Origin of the sequence: Micromonospora sp. DSM 45708 (assembly GCF_039566955.1) — a bacterium.
Taxonomy (GTDB): domain Bacteria; phylum Actinomycetota; class Actinomycetes; order Mycobacteriales; family Micromonosporaceae; genus Micromonospora.
The window spans coordinates 629,455-648,818 of the sequence record NZ_CP154796.1 but is presented as its reverse complement, the minus strand read 5'-3'; the positions used below and the strand labels follow the sequence as shown (position 1 = coordinate 648,818).

Genomic DNA, 19,364 nt, shown 5'->3' with positions numbered 1-19,364 from the left:
CTTCTCCGATCGCCGGCAGCGACCGGCAGCCCGATACAGCTCCGGTGGTTCACCGGGCAGTTCCGGTGGTTCACCGGCCGGGTAACACCTCTTTCGGGGGCGGCGATCTCGCCGCCCCCGAAGTGTTTCCCGCCCCGGCCGACTCGCCACCCGGGCGGCCGTGCACGAACAGCGCACGCCCGAGAAGCGGTGGTGCGGGAGCCGAACGGACCCGGAGCGCGTAGACGCAACGATCGGCCGGCCTGGAGCCGGTAGACGCAACGATCCGCTGCTCCACGCAAGTTCTCACGGTGGATGTCGTCGTGTCGGGGCGCATACGGTTGAGCCACGGCGCCAGCCCGTGGGCCGACCGTGGCCGGGCGCGTCCGACCCTGGGAGCACCACATGACGATGGACGCCACCCGCCAGCGCTTCCTGATGTGCCGGCCGACGTACTTCGCCGTCGACTACGCGATCAACCCGTGGATGGACCCCACCGCCCCGGTCGACGCCGACCTGGCGATCCGGCAGTGGGAGCAGCTCCACCAGACGTACCTCGACCTGGGCCACGAGGTGGAGCTGATCGACCCGGTCGCCGGCCTGCCGGACATGGTGTTCGCGGCCAACGGCGGCACGGTGATCGACGACAGGGCCATGGCGGTGCAGTTCCGTGACCCGCAGCGCGCCGACGAGGCGCCCGCGTACCGCGCCTGGTTCGAGGCCGCCGGCTTCGAGATGTACGACCCGAAGCACGTCAACGAGGGCGAGGGCGACGTCCTGCTGGTCGGCGACCACCTGCTCGCCGGCACCGGGTTCCGCACCGCGCACGCCTCGCACGCGCAGCTCCAGGAGGTCTTCGGCTACCCGGTGGTCACCATGCAGCTCGTGGACGCCCGCTTCTACCACCTGGACACCGCGCTGACCGTGCTCGACGAGCGGACCGTGGCGTACCTGCCGGAGGCGTTCTCGCCGGGCAGCCGGGCGGTGCTGCGCCGGCTCTTCCCGGACGCGATCCACGCGACCATGGCCGACGCCGAGGTGCTGGGCCTGAACGCGGTGAGTGACGGCCGGCACGTGGTGCTGCCGGCGCAGGCCGTCGACCTGGCCGCGAAGCTGCGCGACCGGGGTTACGAAACCATCGGGATCGACCTGTCCGAGCTGCGCAAGGCCGGCGGCGGACCGAAGTGCTGCACGTTGCGACTCCGTCAGGGAAAGGCAATCAAGTGATCATCGACGACATGCTGCGGACGCCCTCCGCGGTCCGGGACGCGGAGCGCCACACGGCGCACAACTACCACCCGCTGCCCGTGGTGATCTCGTCGGCCGAGGGCGCCTGGCTGACCGACGTGGACGGCCGCCGCTACCTGGACTGCCTGGCCGGCTACTCGGCGCTGAACTTCGGCCACCGGCACCCGAAGCTGATCGAGGCGGCGCACGCCCAGCTCGACCGGCTCACGCTGACCAGCCGCGCGTTCATCCACGACCAGTTCGCCGACTTCTGCCGGGAACTCGCCGCGCTCTGCGGCAAGGAACTGGTGCTGCCGATGAACACCGGCGCCGAGGCGGTGGAGACCGGCATCAAGGTCGCCCGCAAGTGGGGCTACCAGGTCAAGGGCGTCGCGCCGGGCCAGGCCAACATCGTGGTGGCGGAGGGGAACTTCCACGGCCGCACCACCACCATCGTCAGCTTCTCCACCGACTCCGACGCTCGGGCCGACTTCGGGCCGTACACGCCGGGCTTCACGGTGGTCCCCTACGGCGACCTGGCCGCGCTGACCGAGGCGATCGACGAGAACACGGTGGCCGTGCTGCTGGAGCCGATCCAGGGCGAGCAGGGCGTCGTGGTGCCGCCGGAGGGCTACCTACCCGGCGTGCGCGAGGTCTGCACCGAGCGCAACGTGCTGTTCATCGCCGACGAGATCCAGTCCGGTCTGGGGCGCACCGGCGCGACGTTCGCCTGCGACCTGGAGGGCGTCGTCCCGGACATGTACCTGCTCGGCAAGGCGCTGGGCGGCGGCATCGTGCCGGTGTCGGCGGTGGCCGCGAACGCCGACGTGCTGGGGGTGCTCCAGCCGGGCCAGCACGGCTCGACGTTCGGCGGCAACCCGCTGGCCTGCGCGGTCGCCACCGAGGTGGTCCGGCTGCTCGCCACCGGCGAGTTCCAGCGCCGTTCGGCCGAGCTGGGCGAACGGCTGAAGGCCGGCCTGGAGGCGCTGCTCGGCAAGGGTCTCGTCGCCGTCCGGGTGCGCGGCCTCTGGGCCGGCGTCGACATCGACCCGGCGCTGATGAGCGGCCGGCAGGCGTGCGAGCGGCTGATGGAGCGCGGGGTGCTGGCCAAGGACACCCACGGCTCGACCATCCGGCTCGCCCCGCCGCTGGTGATCACCGCCGACGAGATCGACCACGCGGTGGCGCAGCTCGCCGCCGTGCTGGCCGGCTGACGCCGTACGCGGAAAAGGGCGCCGGGACCACGACGGTCCCGGTGCCCTTCGCGCCCGTCGGTCAGGGGCGCGGCAGCCGCATCGCCATGGTCGGCGCCTCGGCCATCACCGAGTTCGGGGTGTAGGTGGCGTCGCTGGTCGTCTCGGCGGCCCGCCCGATCTGCACGCCCGGGTAGAGCTCGATCAGGTCGCCCTCGCCCAGCGCGCGGGACTGCTGCGGCGGCAGCGGGATCCGCTCCGTCTCGACCATCGACCCGCCGGGCCGGATGCCGGAGCCGTTGGTGCTGGTGTCGGTGACCACCACCTCGCCGCCGCGCCCCAGGTCGAAACGGACGTGGCTGCGGCTGATCCAGCGGCGGGCCTCGTCGTTGAGCCACTGGCCGAGCGTCACGCCGCCGGGGCCGTCCGGGGCCCGCCCGACCGCCACCGGCTCGGTCTCGGTGAGCACGAACCGCTTCCGCACCAGCCCGCCGATCCGCACCGCCAGCACCTCGCTGCGGGGGCGCTGCCCGGCGTCGGAGAGGCGGCTGCCGTGCCGGGGGCAGGTCGGCACGCCGGTGCGCAGCGTGGGCGGGGGCTGCTCGGACGGGGTCCGGTCGATCGCGGCCAGGTCGGCGAAGGCGCCGCCGCCCCCGCCGCCGCCGAACAGCGCGCAGCCCGGCTCGGGGCAGCGCCACTGCCGGGAGAGCAGCTTGACGCCGGCCGGTGAGCGGGTGCCGGTGACCGGGTCCTGGCCGCCGCCGACGTGCGCGATGAAGACCGGCCCGCCGGCGCCGGGCACCGGCGCGAGCACCCGGCCGGCCTGGCCGACCCAGGGGTACCGACCGACGAGCCCGTCGAGCCGGGCCCGGGTGAGCACCGGCAGGCCGAGCAGGTCGGCCACCTCCAGCATCCGGTCGCCGGGCTGGTCGAGCACCTCCACCAGGCCGTCGTCGGCCCAGCGGCGGACCACCATCCGCTCGTTGGAGGTCAGGTCGGCGTCGGACAGCAGCGCCCGGTGCACGATCGCGTAGACCTGGACGCTGTCCTCGCCGATCTGCCGGGACAACGCGTCGATCACCATCCCGAGCCGCAGCAGACTGGCCGGTCGGCCGCCGTCCAGGTTCTGCCAGCGGATCACCTCGGCCAGGTCGACCACGGCCCGCGCCAGCGACGGGTCGGTGCAGACCCGCCCCTCGATGGCGTCCAGCACCTTGCTGATCTCGAATCTCATGCCGCGCTCCGCACCATGTCGTCGCTTGACCCGGTCGCGGCCGGTCGCCCGCCGCGCCGCGCGTCACCCCGGTGACGCCCCCGTCCCACCACTGCGACGACCCTACCGGCCGCGTCCGACGACGGCCTTCCGGCGCACGCCGGAAGCGGCGCACGCCACCGGCGGGCGGTGGCCTCTGGGGGGCGCGTCGCCGGCCGCCCCGGGCGGGGACCCCCCTCGACGCCCCCGCCCGGCCCGCCCGGCTCAGCCCGCGCGCAGCGGTCGCCCCACGTCGTGCAGGTGCGCCAACCCCTGCCGGTACGACTCGACCAGCCCGGTCTCCGCGTACGGGATGCCCTGCTCGGCGCAGTAGGCCCGGACCAGCGGTCGGGCCCGGCGCAGGTTGGCGCGCGGCAGGTTCGGGAACAGGTGGTGCTCGATCTGGTGGTTGAGACCGCCCAGCGCCAGGTCGACGAGCCGGCCGCCGCGCACGTTGCGGGCGGTGAGCACCTGCTTGCGCAGGTAGTCGAGGTCGTCGTCGGCGGTGGGCATCGGCATGCCCTTGTGGTTCGGGGCGAACGCGCACCCCATGTAGAGGCCCCAGAGTCCCTGGTGCACGGCGGCGAAGAGCAGCGCCTTACCCGGTGACATCACCGCGAGCAGCAGGCCGACGTAACCGGCGGTGTGCGCCGCGAGCAGCGTCGCCTCCACCGCCCGGTGCCGCACCGGGACGCGCCACCGGCCGTCCGGCTGCCGGTCGGCCAGCGCCCGGATGCTCGCCACGTGCAGCGCCAGCCCCTCCAGCAGCAGCAGCGGGAAGAACAGCCACGCCTGGTGACGGGCCAGCCACCGGCCCAGGCCCCGGGTCGCCATCGCCTGCTCGTACGTCCAGACCAACGCGCCCGCGCCGACGTCCGGGTCCTCGTCGGCGTGGTTCGGGTTGGCGTGGTGCCGGTTGTGCTTGTCCACCCACCAGCCGTAGCTGAGCCCCACGGCGAGGTTGCCGGCGACCAGACCGGCAACCTCGCTGGGCCCGCGCCGGCGGAACATCTGCCGGTGCCCGGCGTCGTGCCCGAGGAACGCCACCTGGGTGGTGGCCACCGCCATGCCGGCCGCCAGCGGCAGTTGCCACCAGGAGTCGCCGACGGTCGCCACCAGCACCCAGCCGGCCAGGAACACGCCCAGGGTGAGCGCGATGCGGACCGCGTACCGGCCCGGCCGCCGGTCGAACAGCCCGGCCTCGGCGACCCGGCGGGACAGGCGTGCGTAGTCGCTGCCCCGCCTGCCCTCCGGTGCCGCCACCGTCGAAGTCGTCATGCGCGCTCCCCCCGCTTGCCGTGGGCCACGGCCAACCGTGACCCTCGGTCACCATCCTGCCGAAATTCGTGGCCCTGGGTAATCCCGCCATCCCCCGAACCACCGGTAGGGTTGCCCCCACCCCTGGCCGGCGGACGACTTGTCGCTCAGGTCAGGCGGGTCACGGCGGCGCGGAGGCGGGTCAGGTCGCGGCGGCGCCGCTCGTACGTGGCGGCCAGGCCGATCAGCGCCAGGCCCCCCAGCGCGAGGAAGATCCAGCGGGGCAGCAGATCCCAGCTCCGGGCCAGCTCGTGCAGCGCCAGCGGCACCAACGTGGCCGCGCCCAGCAGGACCGGCGCCTGCCAGCGCCGGGCCGCGCCGCCGAGCACGGCGCCGAGCGCCACCACGCCCAGCGCCAGCCGGCGCAGCGGCTGCGGGTCCGCTGCGACCAGCACCGAAACCAGGCTGGGCAGCAGCGCCGCGCCGAGCCCCGGGCCGAGCGCCAGCCAGCTCGTCAGCCCGGGTCGGCGCCGCAGCGCGAGCAGGCCCGCGCCGAGGGCGAGCACCGCCGCCGGCACCGTGTACGCCTCCAGCACCGCCACCCCGCCGGCCGCCAGCAGCAGCCAACCACCGAGCAGTTCGCTGCCGCCCGCGACCGCCGCGAGACCGGTGCGCCGGGCCGGCGTCTCACCCCGGCGCAGCACCCGGACCGCCACGACCACGCCCCACAGCACGCAGACCGCCGCCGCGTGGCGCAACGCGCCAGCGGTGAGCAGCAGCGCGAGCAGCGCCACCGCCTGCGCCGCCCCCTCCAGCGCCGCCCCCGCCCGCCGGAGGGTGGTCCGCAGGGCCGGGGCCGCGTGCAGCGTCACCGCCGCGACGGCCAGCACCGTGAACCCGGCGGTACGCAGCGGCAGCCCGCCGGCCAGCGGCGCGGTGACCGCGAAGCCGGTGGCCGCGGCCACCGCGCCCAGCCAACCGGCGGACCGGACCACGCCCGGCCGCCCGGCCACGCCCGCCACGACCCCGGCCACCACCAGCGCCCCCAGCCCGACCAGCGTCCCCGCCCGGGTGGCGACCAGGCCGCCGAAGCCGAACCCACCGAGCACCGCCCCCAGCAGCACCAGCACCGCCGGCCACCCGCCCACGTCCGACGCCGGTCGGGCACCCGCCGGGCCGGCCGTCGACGCCGGACGCGCACCCGCCGCGGCGACGCCGCTTGCACCCGCCGCCGACATCGGAGCGTCGCCCACCGGGGCGGCCAGGCCCCGGCCCGCCGTGGCGGCGGTCAGCAGCGCGGCGAGCCCGATGCCGAACGCCACCGCCGGCACCACCGGCCAGGGCGCGCCGGCCGCCGCGAGCAGCACCGGCAGGGCCACCGCGCCGAACGGCAGCGCCGCCAGCACGCGCCGGCCGACCGGCGTCCCGATCCGGGCGTACGCCGCCGCGGCGGCACCCAGGAGCAGCAGCGTCAGCCCGGCCCGGGCCGCCTGCGCCGGGGCCACCGTGCCGGCGGGCACCCCGGACCAGGGCCGGACCGGCAGGTCCCCCAGCACCGCCAGCGCGCCCGGCGCGGCGGCCAGCAGGGCCAGCCCGGCCAGCGCCGCGCCGACCGCCCGCAGGGCGTACGCCGGCCGGGTCCCACCGCCGCCGGCCAGCGCCAGCAGCACTCCCGCCGCGGCGTAGAGCGCCACCGGTTCCCGGCCCGGCACGACCAGCGGCCCGAGGCCGACCACGGCGAGCGCCACCGCGAGCCCCGTCGAGGCGTACCCGGTCAGGTCGGGCCACCGACGGCGGACCGTGAGGACGGCGACCACCGGCACCACGACGGCGGCCGTCCCGCCCCGCACCTGCCACCAGGTCGGCGCGCCCAGGCCGAGCAGCGCGACGGCCACCGCCGCCGGTACGGCGAGCAGCGCCACGGCCAGCGCCAGCCCGGCGACGACCGGCTGGGTGCCCGCGCCGCGCCGGCCGAGCGCGGCCACCGTCACGCCGAGCACGGCCGTCACCGCGAGCACCGCGACGGCGCCGGCCGGTGCGGCGCAGCCGACCAGCAGCGCGTGCCCGGCCAGCACCGCGCCGGTCGACGCGGCGACCGGGACGACGACCCGGCCCCGGCGCGGCCGGACCACGGCGCCCAGCAGCAGCGCGGCGGCCACCGCGAGGTCGGCGACCAGCACCGCCGGCCACGGCGTGCCGGCCACGGCCGGCGCGGCGAGGACGGCCAGCCCGGCGGCCACCACCCCGACCACCGGCCGGGCGGCCCGGGGCGTCAGCAGCGCCACCGCGCCGGCGACGAGCAGCAGCGCGGGCGGTAGCTGCCAACCCCAGGACGGCACGGACCCGCCCGGCCCGGCCCGGAACGCGGCGACCGCGGTCGCCGCGGCGACCACGCCGGTCAGCACGACGGTGACCTGCCCCAGCCCGGCGGCCACCGCGAGCGCACCGACCCGTGGCCCGGTCCGCAGCCGCGCCGGCAGCGCCCGGACCGCACCGGCCAGCACCGCCACCGCGAGCCCGGCCGCGAGCAGCAGCAGCCCGGGACGCTCGGCGGCGACCGGGCGCACCAGCGCGGCGGCGAGCACCGGCACCAGCAGCCCGGCGGTCACCGCGCGCCACACCCGGCCGCCGGCCGCGCCCGCGCCCACGACCGAGGCGAGCGCCACCGCCAGCAGCGGACCGCCGGCCAGCAGCGGGGTACCGGCCGCGCGACCGACCGCCAGCGGCACCAGCGCGCAGCCGGCGGCCAGGGTCAGCGCCACGCCGTGCCCGAGCAGGCCGAGCACCTGCCCGGCCCGGACCGCGCCGCCGGCCAGCACCGGGCCGGCCGCGGTCCGGCGTCGCAGGGCGACCACCACCGCCAGGTCACCGAGCGCCAACACGGTCAGGGCCAGCGCCCACCCGGCCGCCGCCGGCCGGGCCGCCGCCACCGCCAGCGGCAGCACCGGCTGGGCCGCCAGCCACGCCGCGAACCAGGGGGCGGTCAGGCGGCTGAGTCGCCCGTAGCCGGCCGCCACGGCGGCGCTCACGGCCGCGACCAGCGCGGCGTACCGGCTGCCCGGCCAGCCGGCGACCCCGAACAGGTCCACCGACCAGGCGGCGTACCCGTCCAGAAGCACCAGCAGCAGCCCCACCGCGGCGATCGTCTCGGCGGTGCCGCGCAGCCCGCGCGCCCGGGCCAGCAGCGGCGCGGCGAGCGCCAGCACGGTGACGGCGAGCAGGATCAGCGCCCGGCCGGCCACCCCGAACGCGGCCCAGGCGACCGCGGTGAAGACGATCGCGGCGGTGCCGAGCAGCAGTCCACCGAGCACGAAGAGCAGGCCCTGCACGGCCCGGCCGGACGTCTCCGCCCCGCCGGCGCGGACCGGCGCGGCCACGGGCGGCGCCGGCCGCACCGGCTGCGGCGGCACCGCGGCGACGGCCGGGCGCGGCGCGGGGATCTCCAGACGGATCCGGGCCGCCAGCGCCGCCCGTCGCTGCCGGACCGTGGACAGCCGGCCGGCCAGCTCCTGGTACGCGAGCCGGGCGGCGTCCACCCGCGGGGTCAGCGCGGCGATCTCCCGGTCCAACCGGACCACCTCGGCGGCGGGCGGGTAGGGCGGGCGACCGCAGGCGCGGCAGCCGGCGACGAGGTCGGCCGGTGCGCCGCACCCGGGGCAGGGGTAGCCGGTGTTCTCCACCCGGCCAGCCTCGCCGGTGGCGGGGCGGGCGGACAGAGTAGGGGTACCTAGGGACGGGTGTGTTCGTGTACCCAGGCGGTGTAGTCGGGGTTGCCGCTGTCCTCCCGGGCGACCAGGATCTCCGGCACCTCGTACGGGTGGCTGGCCCGGATCTGGTCGACAAGCGCGTCCACCCGGTCCGGCGTGGTCTTGAAACGCACCGACCACTCGGCGGTGGTCTGGATCGCCGACTGCCACCAGTAGGTGCTGTCCACCGGGCCGCCGACCTGGGCACAGGCCGCCAGGCGGCCGGCGACAGCCGCAGCCGCCAACACGTCCGCCACCCGGCGGGCGTCCACCACCGTCGTCACCACGCAGATCTGATCCACCAGCGCACCCTACGCGGCGTCCGGGCCGCGCCGCCGCAACCGGGCGCGAAAGCCGCTCAGGCGTCGGCCGCGCCGTCCCGGTTGGCGGCGATCCACCTGTCGATCCGGGCCCACCAGTCGAATAGCCAGTCGATGCGCTCCTGCTCGCCGGCGGGGATCTCCGCCGGCGGCACGGACCAGAACCGCATCACGATCCGCTTGTCCATCGGCAGCTCACGCCACACGTCCGCGACCGTGAGCAGTTGGTCCAGGCCGGTGTGCGCCACGAAGACCACCCCGGCGTCCGGCGCGGCGTCCAACGCGGCCAGCAGCCCACCGGGCTGCGGGGCGAGCACGTGCTGCATCCGCTCGGCCCGCATCGCCATCCGCTCCAGCCCGAGCGACCGCAGCCGGGCGATCGCCCGCAGCCGCCGCGACGGGGTGAAGTTGCCGCCCTCGGGGAAGATCACGAAGGCGTCGTCGTCGTCGAGGCCGGTCGCCAGGTGGCTGATCTGCCGCACCGCCGACTCCCGACCGTCCGCGCCGGGCGCGATGAACCGGTTGGGCAGCCGGTTGAGCAGCACGTCGATCGCCGGGTCCCACTGGAGGCTCTCCTTGAGCACGATGCGGGGCTCCCGGTGGAACCAGTTCACCAACGCGTGGATCAGGATGAACGAGTCACCCGGCCCGGCGTGCCGGCAGAGCACCAGCTCGGGGCGGCCGGGCAGCGCGGTGTCCGGGTCGGTGCCGACCACGTCGATGCTCAGTCGCAGCGTCCACCGGGCCTGCCAGAACAACACCCGCAGGAAGCGGCCGGCGACCACGTAGTGGGCCCGCTGGAACGAAGGCGACCGCTTGTACCGGCCGAACCCGGAGGCCAGCCAGAGCACGAAGAGCGTCAGCAGCGCGGCGGCGTCCCAGACCAGGTAGACGGTGCCGATCCAGAGCAGCCGCAGCGGGCGCAGCCGCCCCGGCACCAGCGGCGACGCGGCCAGCGCGAGCAGCGCCCAGCCCGGCAGCGTGGTGACCACGGCGACGGCGAGCAGCACGACGCCGGGCGCGAGCAGCAGCCGGCGCAGCCAGCGGGGTGGCAGCGGCATCAACGCTCCAGCGCGGTGTCCAGGTAGCGGCGGGAGGCGGTGTACGCCCGGCTGATCCGCCGCCCCACGGCCGCCATGTCCCGGTACGCCCACGGGCTGTCGTCGCGTGGCTCCAGCCCACCGGTCGGCAGCACGTGCACCTCGACGCCGTCGGGCAACGCCGCCATCTCCCGGGCGAACCGGTGCCGGCGGGCCACCTCGAACGCGACCTGGGCGACCTCCCACGGCCGACGCGGCGGGCTCAGCTCGCGCTCGATCCGGCCCACCTGGAGCACGAAGATCTGCGTCGCGCCGGCCGCCACCGCCTCCCCGACCGGGATCGAGTTGACCACCCCGCCGTCGATGTAGTGCTGGCCGGCGATCTGGGCGGGTGGCAGCAGCCCGGGCACCGAGGCGGACGCGAGCACCGCCGGCACCACCGGCCCGTCGGAGAACCAGTACTCGGCGGCGCGCTCGATGTTCGCCGCGCAGCACCGGAACGGCACGGCCAGGTCGGCGAACGTGGTCGACTCGCCCAGTTCGCTCTCCAGCAGGCGGCGCAGCGGGCGGGGCGAGTGCAGGTGGGTCCGCGCGGCGAAGCGACGTAGCTGCCGGGCGACCGAGTCGCCGTACACCTCGCTCGCCTCCGGGGAGGCCCAGAGCCGGACCAGCCGGTCGGTGACCGCCTCGGTCGGGTCGGCGGCGACCAGGGCGCCGTTGACCGCGCCGATCGAGGTGCCGAGCACCAGGTCGGGCCGGATGCGGGCGCGGAACAGGGCGCGCAGCATGCCGACCTCGACCGCCCCCAGCACTCCCCCGCCGCCGAGCACGAACGCCACCGGACCGCCTGCCATGCCGTTCATCCTGGCACGTGGCGCGCGGTCCGGCCCGTCGTGCCGGCGGGGGCGCCCGGCCGCGCACGGTGCGCCACGGTCGACGCGCGGATCGTGACGGGGTTCCGGACGCCCGTTGACAGGCCGGACACATTCCCGCAACCTGGTAGCGCTCCCGAGCCCAGGCAGGTGCGAGGTGAAGGCGACACTCCAGGCCGGCCGTCTGCTGGCCCGGCGGTACCGGCTCATCGACCGGATCGGTGCCGGCGGCATGTCGGTGATCTGGCGGGCCCGCGACGAGGTGCTGGACCGGGTGGTGGCGGTGAAGGTGCTCGCCCCCTCGCTCGCCGCCGACGCCCGGTTCCGCGACATGGTGCGTGAGGAGGCGCGCTCAGCCGCCCAGCTCGACCATCCGCACGTCACCGCCGTGCACGACTACGGCGAGACGGTGGCACCGGACGGCTCGATCACCTCGTTCGTGGTGATGGAGCTGCTCAGCGGCGAGGAGCTCGAGCACCGGCTGACCGAGGGGCCGCTGCCCTGGCCGGCGGCGGTGGAGACGGGCGCGCAGGTGGCCGAGGCGCTGGCCGCGGCGCACCGGCTCGGCATCGTGCACCGGGACGTCACACCGGCCAACGTGATGATGACCGGCATCGGGGCGAAGGTGCTCGACTTCGGCATCGCCACCCGCGTCGGGGCACCGGACGAGGACGAGGACGGCGGCACGTTCGGCACGCCGGCGTACGTGGCGCCGGAGCGGCTGGACGGGGCGCCGGCCCAGCCGGCCACCGACGTCTACTCGCTGGGCGTGCTGCTCTTCGAGACGCTGACCGGCCAGCCGCCGTACCCGGCGGACACCTGGGAGCAGCTCAGCGCCGCGCTGGCGGAGAACGCGCCACCCACGCTCGACGGCGTACCCGGCCTGCCCCGGCCGGTCGCGGACATCTGCCTGCGCTGCCTGGCCCGGGACCCGCGGGACCGACCCACCGCGCACCGGGTGGCGGCCGTGCTCCGCGACCAGTTGCTCCCCGCCGATCCGCAGGCCGCCACCATGCTGGCGCCGACCGTGACGCTGCCCGCACTGACCCGCGCGGCGGCCCCGCCGACCCAGCCGGTCCCGGTCCCGTCGCCTCCGGCGGCCCCACCCGGTCCGGCGGCCCCACCCGGTCCGGCGGCCCCCGGTCCGGCGGGCGCACCGGCGCCGGCCGGCGGGGCGGGGCGGCGACGGGTCCTCGCGCTGGCGGGCGCCGGGGTGGTGCTGGTGGCCGCCGCCGCGTTGCTGGTACCGGCGCTGACCCCGGACCGGCCGGTCGAGCCCCGGGTGCTGCCGACCGCCGGGCCGGTGGAGGCACCCACCGGCGCGTCGCCCGGTGACGAGGAGCCGGCCACCACGCCGCCGCCCGAGCCGACACGTGGGCCGGCCACCACCGTCCCGGCCGCGCCGACCGACGAGCCGGCCGACGCGGCCGAACGGGTGGACGGGCTGATCGAGGCCGGGCTGACCGACGGTCAGATCCGCAGCGACGTCGGCGTGGACCTGCGCAACCTGCTGCGCAACGCGGTGGCCGCCAGCAACGGGGAGGCGGTGACCGCCGCGGTGGCACGACTCCGCGGCAAGATCGCCGAACGCCGGCGCGAGGGCAGCATCAGCCCCGGGTACGCGCGGCAGCTCGACGCCGCGGCGGCGGCGCTGGTGGTCGGACGCACCTGACCGGTCAACCGGCGACGAGCCGCGCGACCGCCCGGGGGCCGTCCGCCGTCGCCTGCCCGGCCAGGAAGCTCCGGTACACCGCCTCGTAGCCGGCGGCCATCCGCTCCACCGAGAAGCTCTCGGCGACGTGCGCGACGCAGTCGGCCGGGTCCAGGTCGGCCGCCGCGCGCAGCGCCGCCGGCAACTCCTCGGCGCGGTCGCAGACCAGCCCGGTGATCCCGGGACGGACCAGCTCCGGCACCGCGCCCCGGCGCAACGCCACCACCGGCGTACCGGTCGCCATGGCCTCCACCATCACCATGCCGAACGGCTCCGCCCACTGGATCGGCATGACGAGGCAGCGCGCGTCGAGCAGCAGCCGCAGCACCGCGTCCCGGTCCGCGTTCACCACCAGCGTGACGTCCTCGCCCAGCAACGGCTCCACCACCTGTTCCAGATAGCGGCGCTCGGTCGGCTCGTTGCACTTGCCGGCCAGGGTGAGCGGCAGCCCGGCCACCCGGCAGGCGCGGATCGCCACGTCGGGGCCCTTGTCCGGGCTGAACCGGGCGAGCCAGAGCACCGGACCGGCCCCCGGTGCGTGCTTGTGCGGGAAGTCCCGCAGCGGCATCGCGTTGTGCACCGTGCCGACCCACGGCAGGGCCGGGTTCGCCCGGCGCTGGGCGTGCGAGATCGCGATCAGGCCGACCCCCCGGTCGGTGTTGCTGAGCACGGTGCCGTACTCGCCGACCGGGTTGCCGTGCACGGTCGCCACGGTGGGCACCCGGCGGCGGCCGGCCACCATCGGGCCGATGGTGCTGTGGTCGTGCACCAGGTCGAAGTCGGCCGGGTCGACCAGGTGGTCGACGTGCGCCAGGTGGGCCAGCTCGGGCAGCGACTCGCCCAGCCGGTCGTACTGCAACTCGGGACAGGTGGAGACGAACTCGGCGGCGGTGCCGTGCTCGGTGCCGGCGCCGAACAACGTCACCGCGTGCCCGCGGTCGATCAGCGCGTCGACCAGCCCGGCCACCAGCGTCTCCAACCCGCCGTAGCCGGGTGGCGGCACCGACAGCCACGGCGGGACCACCATCGCGATCCGGAGCGGCCCCGCCCGGTCAGACAGCGGCTGGTTGACGGCCACGAGTCCCTCCCCGCTGGTCCCCGGCGTACCCGATCTGCGGCGGGTTCCCGACGCGGCACGCGGTAAACGGCGTCCGCGCCGGCCTCACCCGGACCGGGTGGGACGCGAAGAGGGGCGGTGGGCGACGAAGCCAACCCCCTTGGCTCCGTCGCCCACCGCCCCGGGAGGGAGGTAGGTCTCGAGGACTATGACGTCTCGGCGAGCGTCACGGTTGCCGTCTCGTCGGATCCGTTTCGCTTGTACTGGAGTTCGACCCGGTCGCCGACCTTGCCGGCCTGCACGGCGCCGACCAGGTCGTTGGAATCGTTGATCACCTTGTCGCCGAACTTGGTGATCACGTCGCCCCGCTGGATGCCGGCCTTCTCGGCGGCGCTGCCCGGGGTGACCGCGGCGACCATCGCGCCGCCGTCCTCCGCGGCGTTCACGCTGACCCCGAGCGACGGGTGGCTGATCTTCTCGCCGCGCTGGAGCTTCTCGGCCACGTCCTTGGCCTTGTTGCTCGGGATGGCGAAGCCGACGCCGATGTTGCCGTTGCTGCCCTGCCCGGCGGTGGCGATCGCGGTGTTGATGCCGATCACCTCGCCCCGGGTGTTGACCAGCGCGCCGCCGGAGTTGCCCGGGTTGATCGGGGCGTCGGTCTGCAACAGGCCGGAGATCGAGCTGGCGCCCTGCTGCGGGTTCTGCTGCTGGCCGCCCTCACCGGCGGAGATGGTGCGGTCGCGGGCGCTGAGGATGCCGGCGGTCACCGAGCCCTGGAGGCCGAGCGGGCTGCCCAGCGCGAGCACCTGGTCACCGACCTGCATGCCGTCGCTGTCGCCGAACTTCGCCGCCTTCAGGTCGCTCACGCCGCTGGCCTTGACCACCGCGAGGTCGGTCTTCGGATCCGTGCCGACGATCTTCGCCGAGGCGTTCTTGCCGTCGGCGAAGACCACCTTCACCGTGTCGCCGCTGGCGGAGGCGACCACGTGGTTGTTGGTCAGCACGAACCCGTCGGCGCTGAGGATCACCCCGGAGCCCTCACCGCTGTCCGTCATGATCGTGACGATGCTGTCCTGCACGGCAGCCGCGATCTTGGGCAGGTCGGCGCTGTTGATCACCGGCGCGGCCGTGTAGGTGCGGGTGACGCCACCGCCGTCGTCGAGCGCGAGGGCCAGCGCGCCACCCGCCACGCCCGAACCGAGCATCAGGGCCAGCGCCAACGCGCCCGCGCCGACGAACTTGCCGGCCCGGCTGGGCCGTGCCGGCTGCGGCTGGCCCCACGGCGGGACCGGCTGCCCGGCCTGGTGCGGCTGGTGCGGGGGGTACGGCTGCGCCTGGTACGTCGGGACGGGCCCGCCGGCGGGCGAGGACGACGGGTAGCCGGAGCCGCCCTGCTGCGCCCACCCGCTCTGCTGCGGCGAGCCGTACCAGTTCTGCGGCTGCCCCGACGCCGGGTACGGCGGCGCGGAGGGCTGGGCGTACGGGCTGCCGGACGACTGGGCGTACCCGCCACCCGGCCCGGCCGGCGCGTACGGGCTGGCCGGCGCGTCGGACGACGGCGCGTACGGGCTGCCCGGCGCGTCCGACGACGGCGCGTACGGGCTGGCCGGCGCGTCCGACGACGGCGCGTACGGGTTGGTCGGCGCGTCGGCGTGGGCGGTGGTTCCGGCGGCCGGGGAGTCGGCCGGAACCGACGCGACGGCCGGGGTGGAGTCCGATGTCCCGCTCTCGACGCGGGGCAGCTCGGCGGTGTGGTGCGACGGCTGGGCGTCGGCAGGTGCCGGCGACCGCTGCGGCTCGGTCTCGTGGTCGGTCATGACTACAGCTTTCCCCGTGCCACTGTCACCAGCCTGGAATCCGCCTGAATGTTTTCTGTAAGTCACTCGCCCGACTCCGGCGTCTCGGGCAGCAGCGGCAGTTTCACCCGGAACGTGGCCCCGCCTCCGGGCGTGTCGACCGCCTCGACGGTGCCGTGGTGCGCCGCCACCAACGCGGCGACGATGGCCAGGCCGAGGCCGGTGCTGGTGGGCCCGGCGGCCCGCCGGGTCCGGGCCGCGTCCACCCGGTAGAACCGCTCGAAGACCCGCTCGGCCTGCTCCGGGGTCAGGCCGGGGCCGGTGTCCGCCACCTCCACCACGGCGACGTTCCCCGGCTCGGCCCGCAGCCGCAGCGTCACCGCGGCGTCCGTCGGGGTGTGGGTGAGCGCGTTGGTCATCAGGTTGCCGATCACCTGCCGCAGCCGGGCGTCGTCACCGAGCACCACCAGCGGGCCCGCGCCCGGTTCCAGTTCCAGCTCGATCCGCCGCTCCGGGTCGACCACCCGGGCCGCCTCCACCGCGTCCGAGGCCAGCACCGGCAGCTCCACCGGGGCCAACGCGATCGGCCGTTCCCGGTCCATCCGCGCCAGCAGCAGCAGGTCCTCGACCAGCAGGCCCATCCGGGACGCCTCGTCCTCGATGCGGCGCAGCAGGTCGGCGGTCTGCTCCGGGGCCCGCGCCGCGCCCTGCCGGTACAGCTCGGCGAAGCCCCGGATGGTGGTCAGCGGCGTCCGCAGCTCGTGCGACGCGTCCGCGATGAACTGCCGCATCCGTTCCTCGGACCGGCGGGCGCGCGCCTCGGACGCCTGTGCCAGGGCCGCGGCGTCCCGGGCGCCCGCCTCGGCGCTGCGCGCCGCCGCCTCGGAGGCGGCCCGCGCGGTGAACGCGGCCTCGATCTGCGCCAGCATCGTGTTCAACGCCCGGGAGAGCCGACCCAGCTCGGAGGTGGGGCAGGCCCGCCCCTCCTCCGGGTCGGGCACCCGCCGGGTCAGGTCGCCGCCGGCGATGGCCCCCGCGGTCCGCTCGATCTCCACGAGCGGCTTGAGACTGGTACGCACGATGCCCGCGCCCACCGACGCCAGGATGATCAGCACCGCGCCGCCCACCAGCAGGTCTATCCAGAGCAACTGCCGCACGGAGAGGTCGACGTCGTCGAGGTTCTGCCCGATCGCCCGGTACGAGTCGTCGCTGTCCTGCCGGATCATGATCCGCCAGCGGACCTGCTTGTCCGCGCCGTCGGCGGTGAACGCCTTCCCGTTGGCGTGCTCCTCGTACCAGGCCTGCTGTTTGATGCCGGCCGGCAGGTCCTGCTCGCTCAGTGCCCGGTCCCGGGCGAACGCCACCCGCTGGTAGGTGCTGTTCCACTGCGCCACCATGTAGTCGGTGGGCAGGGTGCTGAGGTTCTCCTGGCTGACTGTCACACCACGGTCGAGCTGGTCGTCCAACTCGCCGTCGATCCGGCCCACCAGGTAGTTGTGCAGGAAGTACGCGGTGGAGACGCTGATCACCAGCAGCGCGCCGGCCACCAGCGCGAGGACCGCGGTGACCAGCTTGAGCCGGAGCGGGATCCCGCGCAGCCAGCCCTTCGCGTCGTGGACGGCGTTCACGCCGCCGGCTTGCGCAGCACGTAGCCGACCCCACGCAGCGTGTGGATCAGCCGGGGCTGGGTGTTGTCGACCTTGCGGCGCAGGTAGGAGATGTACGACTCGACGATGTTGTCGTCACCGCGGAAGTCGTAGTTCCACACGTGGTCGAGGATCTGCGCCTTGCTGAGCACCCGGTTGGCGTTGAGCATCAGGTAGCGCAGCAGCTTGAACTCGGTCGGCGAGAGCTGCACCCGCTGGCCGGCCCGGTGCACCTCGTGGGTCTCCTCGTCCAGCTCAAGGTCCGCGAACGTGAGGCGGGACGGCGCGTGCTCGCCGGTCGCGGTGCGGCGCAGCACGGCCCGGATCCGGGCGGTCAGCTCCTCCAGGCTGAACGGCTTCGTGACGTAGTCGTCGCCGCCCAGCGTCAGCCCGCGGATCTTGTCGTCGGTGGCGTCCCGCGCGGTCAGGAACACCACCGGGGTACGGGTACCGCCCTCGCGGAGCATCCGGATGACCTCGAAGCCGTCGAGGTCGGGCAGCATCACGTCGAGCACGACCAGATCGGGCCGGTGGTCCTTGGCGGCGTGCAGCGCCGCGCTGCCGCTGGTCGCGGTCGCGACGTCGAAGCCCGCGAAGCGCAGGCTCGCGGAGAGCAGTTCGAGGATGTTGGGATCGTCCTCGACGACGAGCAGTCGAGCCTCGGTCTGGGTAGCCGCCATGGCCCCATCATCCGTGCTCCGGCTGCGGTCGCGCTGGGTGGTGGCTGGAAACAACCTGTGAGCTCAGCGGAGCAGTCGACGCAGCCCGTCGAGCGCGCCGTCGAGCAGCCGGATCGCGGTCCGGAGCTGGTTGTCGCTGAGCCGCCCGGCCCGGACCAGCGCGCCGACCTCGACGGTGAACGCGGCCAGCCGCTTGTCGAACTCGACGAGCAGTGGCGCCTCCGCCGGTCGGGCCGCACCGTCGTGGTCGCCGGGCCGGGTGGCCGGTGGCGGCGTCCAGCGGCCCTGCCGGGTCTGCCGGGCCACCTCGCGCAGCTCCCGCTTCAGGTCGCGCACCGAGCCGCGTACCTCGGTGCGGATCTCACCGGCCAGCGCGGAGAGGTCCTCCACGGAGGCGCTGATGTCGGCCTCCAGCGTAGCCAGCTCGTCGGCGCGCTGTCGCAGCTCGGCGCGGCCCGCCTCGGTGATCTCGTAGACCTTGCGACCGCCCACCGCGGTGTGCGTGACCAGCTCCTCCACCTCCAGCCGTTGCAGGCGGGGGTAGATGGTGCCGGCGCTGGGCGCGTACAGGCCGAGGAAGCGCTCCTCCAGCAGGCGGATCAGCTCGTAGCCGTGCTTCGGCCCGTCGTCGAGGAGTTTGAGCAGGTAGAGCCGGAGCCGCCCGTGGCTGAACACGGCGGTCACGGCAGGTCCTCCACGTCGTCGGCGTCCGCGACCGGGCGGGCCAGCAGCGCGATGCTGCCGGACGTCGCGGACGCCCAGAGCTTACCCGCGCCCCCGCCCAGCACCCCGTGGCTGTCCTTGACCGCGCCGAAGCCGTGCTGGCCGCCGCAGATCTGCGGGAAGCCGCTGGTGATCCGGCCGGAGGTGGTGTGCAGGTGCACGCTGAGGTCGCTGTCCTCGCGGACCCGGACGGTGATGCTGCCGGAGATGGCGCTGAGCCGGATCTCGCTGCCCCGCGGGTTGTCCAGGTCGCACGTGATCGAGCCGGAGACGGCGTGGGCCCGCACCCGCTCGGGCGCGCTGTCGGCCAGGATCAGCTCCCCGGAGACCGTCTCCAGGTCGAGGTCACCGCCGATGCCGAGCGCCTCCACCGGACCGGAGACGACCTTGGCCCTGGTGCGACCGCGCAGCCCCATCAGGGTGACCTGGCCGGAGGTGACGTCGACCCGGGTGTCGCGGCGCAGCCCGGAGGCGACCAGCGCGCCGTCGACCAGGTGCAGGTCGGCCAGCGCCTGGGCCGGCACGGCGACCGAGACCTCGGCGCGGAACCGGCGGCGGAGCTGGCCGAGCCACCAGAGCACGCCCGGCCAGCGGGGGGTCCGCTCGTGCCGGACGGTCAGCCGGCCCTCGTGCAGCTCGACGACGACCGGCCGGCGGCTGATCCGGGTGACGTCGACCCGGGCCGGGCCGTCGGCGCCGACCACGTTGAGCCGGCCGCTGACCAGCCGCACGTCCAGCCGGGTGACCGGCTCGTCGAGCGTGATCCGTCGCGGGCTGTCGACCGTCCACCTGGCCATGACGCGCTCCCCTCGGTCGGCGTGCCACCCGGCACGCCGCGCTTGGAGAGAACCATAACGCGATACAT

General features: G+C 75.5%; 15 protein-coding genes. 3 read left to right on the top strand and 12 right to left on the bottom strand.

Annotated features, from left to right (window positions below):
• The first annotated feature begins 390 nt into the window (after positions 1-390).
• Both ddaH and rocD read left to right on the top strand, forming a co-directional pair.
• Positions 391-1,206 (top strand): dimethylargininase, encoded by an 816-nt coding sequence (ddaH, locus tag VKK44_RS03200; RefSeq protein WP_343447640.1) that lies wholly within the window; start codon positions 391-393, stop codon positions 1,204-1,206.
• Positions 1,206-2,420, top strand: coding sequence for an ornithine--oxo-acid transaminase (rocD, locus tag VKK44_RS03195; RefSeq protein WP_343447639.1), 1,215 nt, complete (start codon positions 1,206-1,208; stop codon positions 2,418-2,420). The genes ddaH and rocD overlap by 1 nt, the downstream gene beginning before the upstream one ends.
• Positions 2,421-2,481: 61 nt before the next feature.
• Here rocD and VKK44_RS03190 read toward each other — a convergent pair whose 3' ends face one another.
• The 6 genes from VKK44_RS03190 to VKK44_RS03165 form a co-directional block, all read right to left on the bottom strand.
• Complete coding sequence (locus tag VKK44_RS03190) at positions 2,482-3,633, bottom strand: FHA domain-containing protein (protein WP_343445343.1); 1,152 nt, start codon at positions 3,631-3,633, stop codon at positions 2,482-2,484.
• Between the two features lie 243 nt (positions 3,634-3,876).
• Positions 3,877-4,929 carry a fatty acid desaturase family protein gene (locus VKK44_RS03185; RefSeq protein WP_343445342.1) on the bottom strand — a complete coding sequence of 351 codons (1,053 nt, stop codon included), beginning with the start codon at positions 4,927-4,929 and terminating at the stop codon, positions 3,877-3,879.
• A gap of 146 nt (positions 4,930-5,075) precedes the next feature.
• Complete coding sequence (locus VKK44_RS03180; RefSeq protein ID WP_343445341.1) at positions 5,076-8,588, bottom strand: SCO7613 C-terminal domain-containing membrane protein; 3,513 nt, start codon at positions 8,586-8,588, stop codon at positions 5,076-5,078.
• Between the two features lie 47 nt (positions 8,589-8,635).
• Positions 8,636-8,956: a divalent-cation tolerance protein CutA gene (gene cutA / locus VKK44_RS03175; protein WP_343445340.1), complete on the bottom strand. Its 321-nt coding sequence runs from the start codon at positions 8,954-8,956 to the stop codon at positions 8,636-8,638.
• 56 nt (positions 8,957-9,012) lie between these two features.
• Entirely contained in the window at positions 9,013-10,035 is a 1,023-nt protein-coding gene (locus VKK44_RS03170; RefSeq protein WP_343445339.1) for a 1-acyl-sn-glycerol-3-phosphate acyltransferase, read from the bottom strand.
• Positions 10,035-10,868: a patatin-like phospholipase family protein gene (locus tag VKK44_RS03165; RefSeq protein ID WP_343445338.1), complete on the bottom strand. Its 834-nt coding sequence runs from the start codon at positions 10,866-10,868 to the stop codon at positions 10,035-10,037. The genes VKK44_RS03170 and VKK44_RS03165 overlap by 1 nt, the downstream gene beginning before the upstream one ends.
• Positions 10,869-11,043: 175 nt before the next feature.
• Here VKK44_RS03165 and VKK44_RS03160 point away from each other — a divergent pair, with 175 nt between their 5' ends.
• On the top strand, positions 11,044-12,558 hold the full coding sequence (locus tag VKK44_RS03160) for a serine/threonine-protein kinase (protein WP_343445337.1): 1,515 nt from the start codon (positions 11,044-11,046) through the stop codon (positions 12,556-12,558).
• Between the two features lie 4 nt (positions 12,559-12,562).
• Here VKK44_RS03160 and VKK44_RS03155 read toward each other — a convergent pair whose 3' ends face one another.
• The 6 genes from VKK44_RS03155 to VKK44_RS03130 form a co-directional block, all read right to left on the bottom strand.
• Positions 12,563-13,624, bottom strand: coding sequence for a glycosyltransferase family 4 protein (locus VKK44_RS03155; protein ID WP_458351651.1), 1,062 nt, complete (start codon positions 13,622-13,624; stop codon positions 12,563-12,565).
• Positions 13,625-13,860: 236 nt separating this feature from the next.
• On the bottom strand, positions 13,861-15,471 hold the full coding sequence (locus VKK44_RS03150) for a trypsin-like peptidase domain-containing protein (protein WP_343445335.1): 1,611 nt from the start codon (positions 15,469-15,471) through the stop codon (positions 13,861-13,863).
• A gap of 62 nt (positions 15,472-15,533) precedes the next feature.
• A complete protein-coding gene (locus VKK44_RS03145) occupies positions 15,534-17,078 on the bottom strand; it encodes a sensor histidine kinase (protein ID WP_343445334.1) in 1,545 nt (514 codons plus the stop codon).
• Positions 17,075-17,776: a response regulator transcription factor gene (locus VKK44_RS03140; protein WP_088646020.1), complete on the bottom strand. Its 702-nt coding sequence runs from the start codon at positions 17,774-17,776 to the stop codon at positions 17,075-17,077. The genes VKK44_RS03145 and VKK44_RS03140 overlap by 4 nt, the downstream gene beginning before the upstream one ends.
• Positions 17,777-17,839: 63 nt before the next feature.
• On the bottom strand, positions 17,840-18,460 hold the full coding sequence (locus VKK44_RS03135) for a PadR family transcriptional regulator (protein WP_343445333.1): 621 nt from the start codon (positions 18,458-18,460) through the stop codon (positions 17,840-17,842).
• Positions 18,457-19,296: a DUF4097 family beta strand repeat-containing protein gene (locus tag VKK44_RS03130; protein ID WP_343445332.1), complete on the bottom strand. Its 840-nt coding sequence runs from the start codon at positions 19,294-19,296 to the stop codon at positions 18,457-18,459. The genes VKK44_RS03135 and VKK44_RS03130 overlap by 4 nt, the downstream gene beginning before the upstream one ends.
• Between the last annotated feature and the right edge of the window lie 68 nt (positions 19,297-19,364).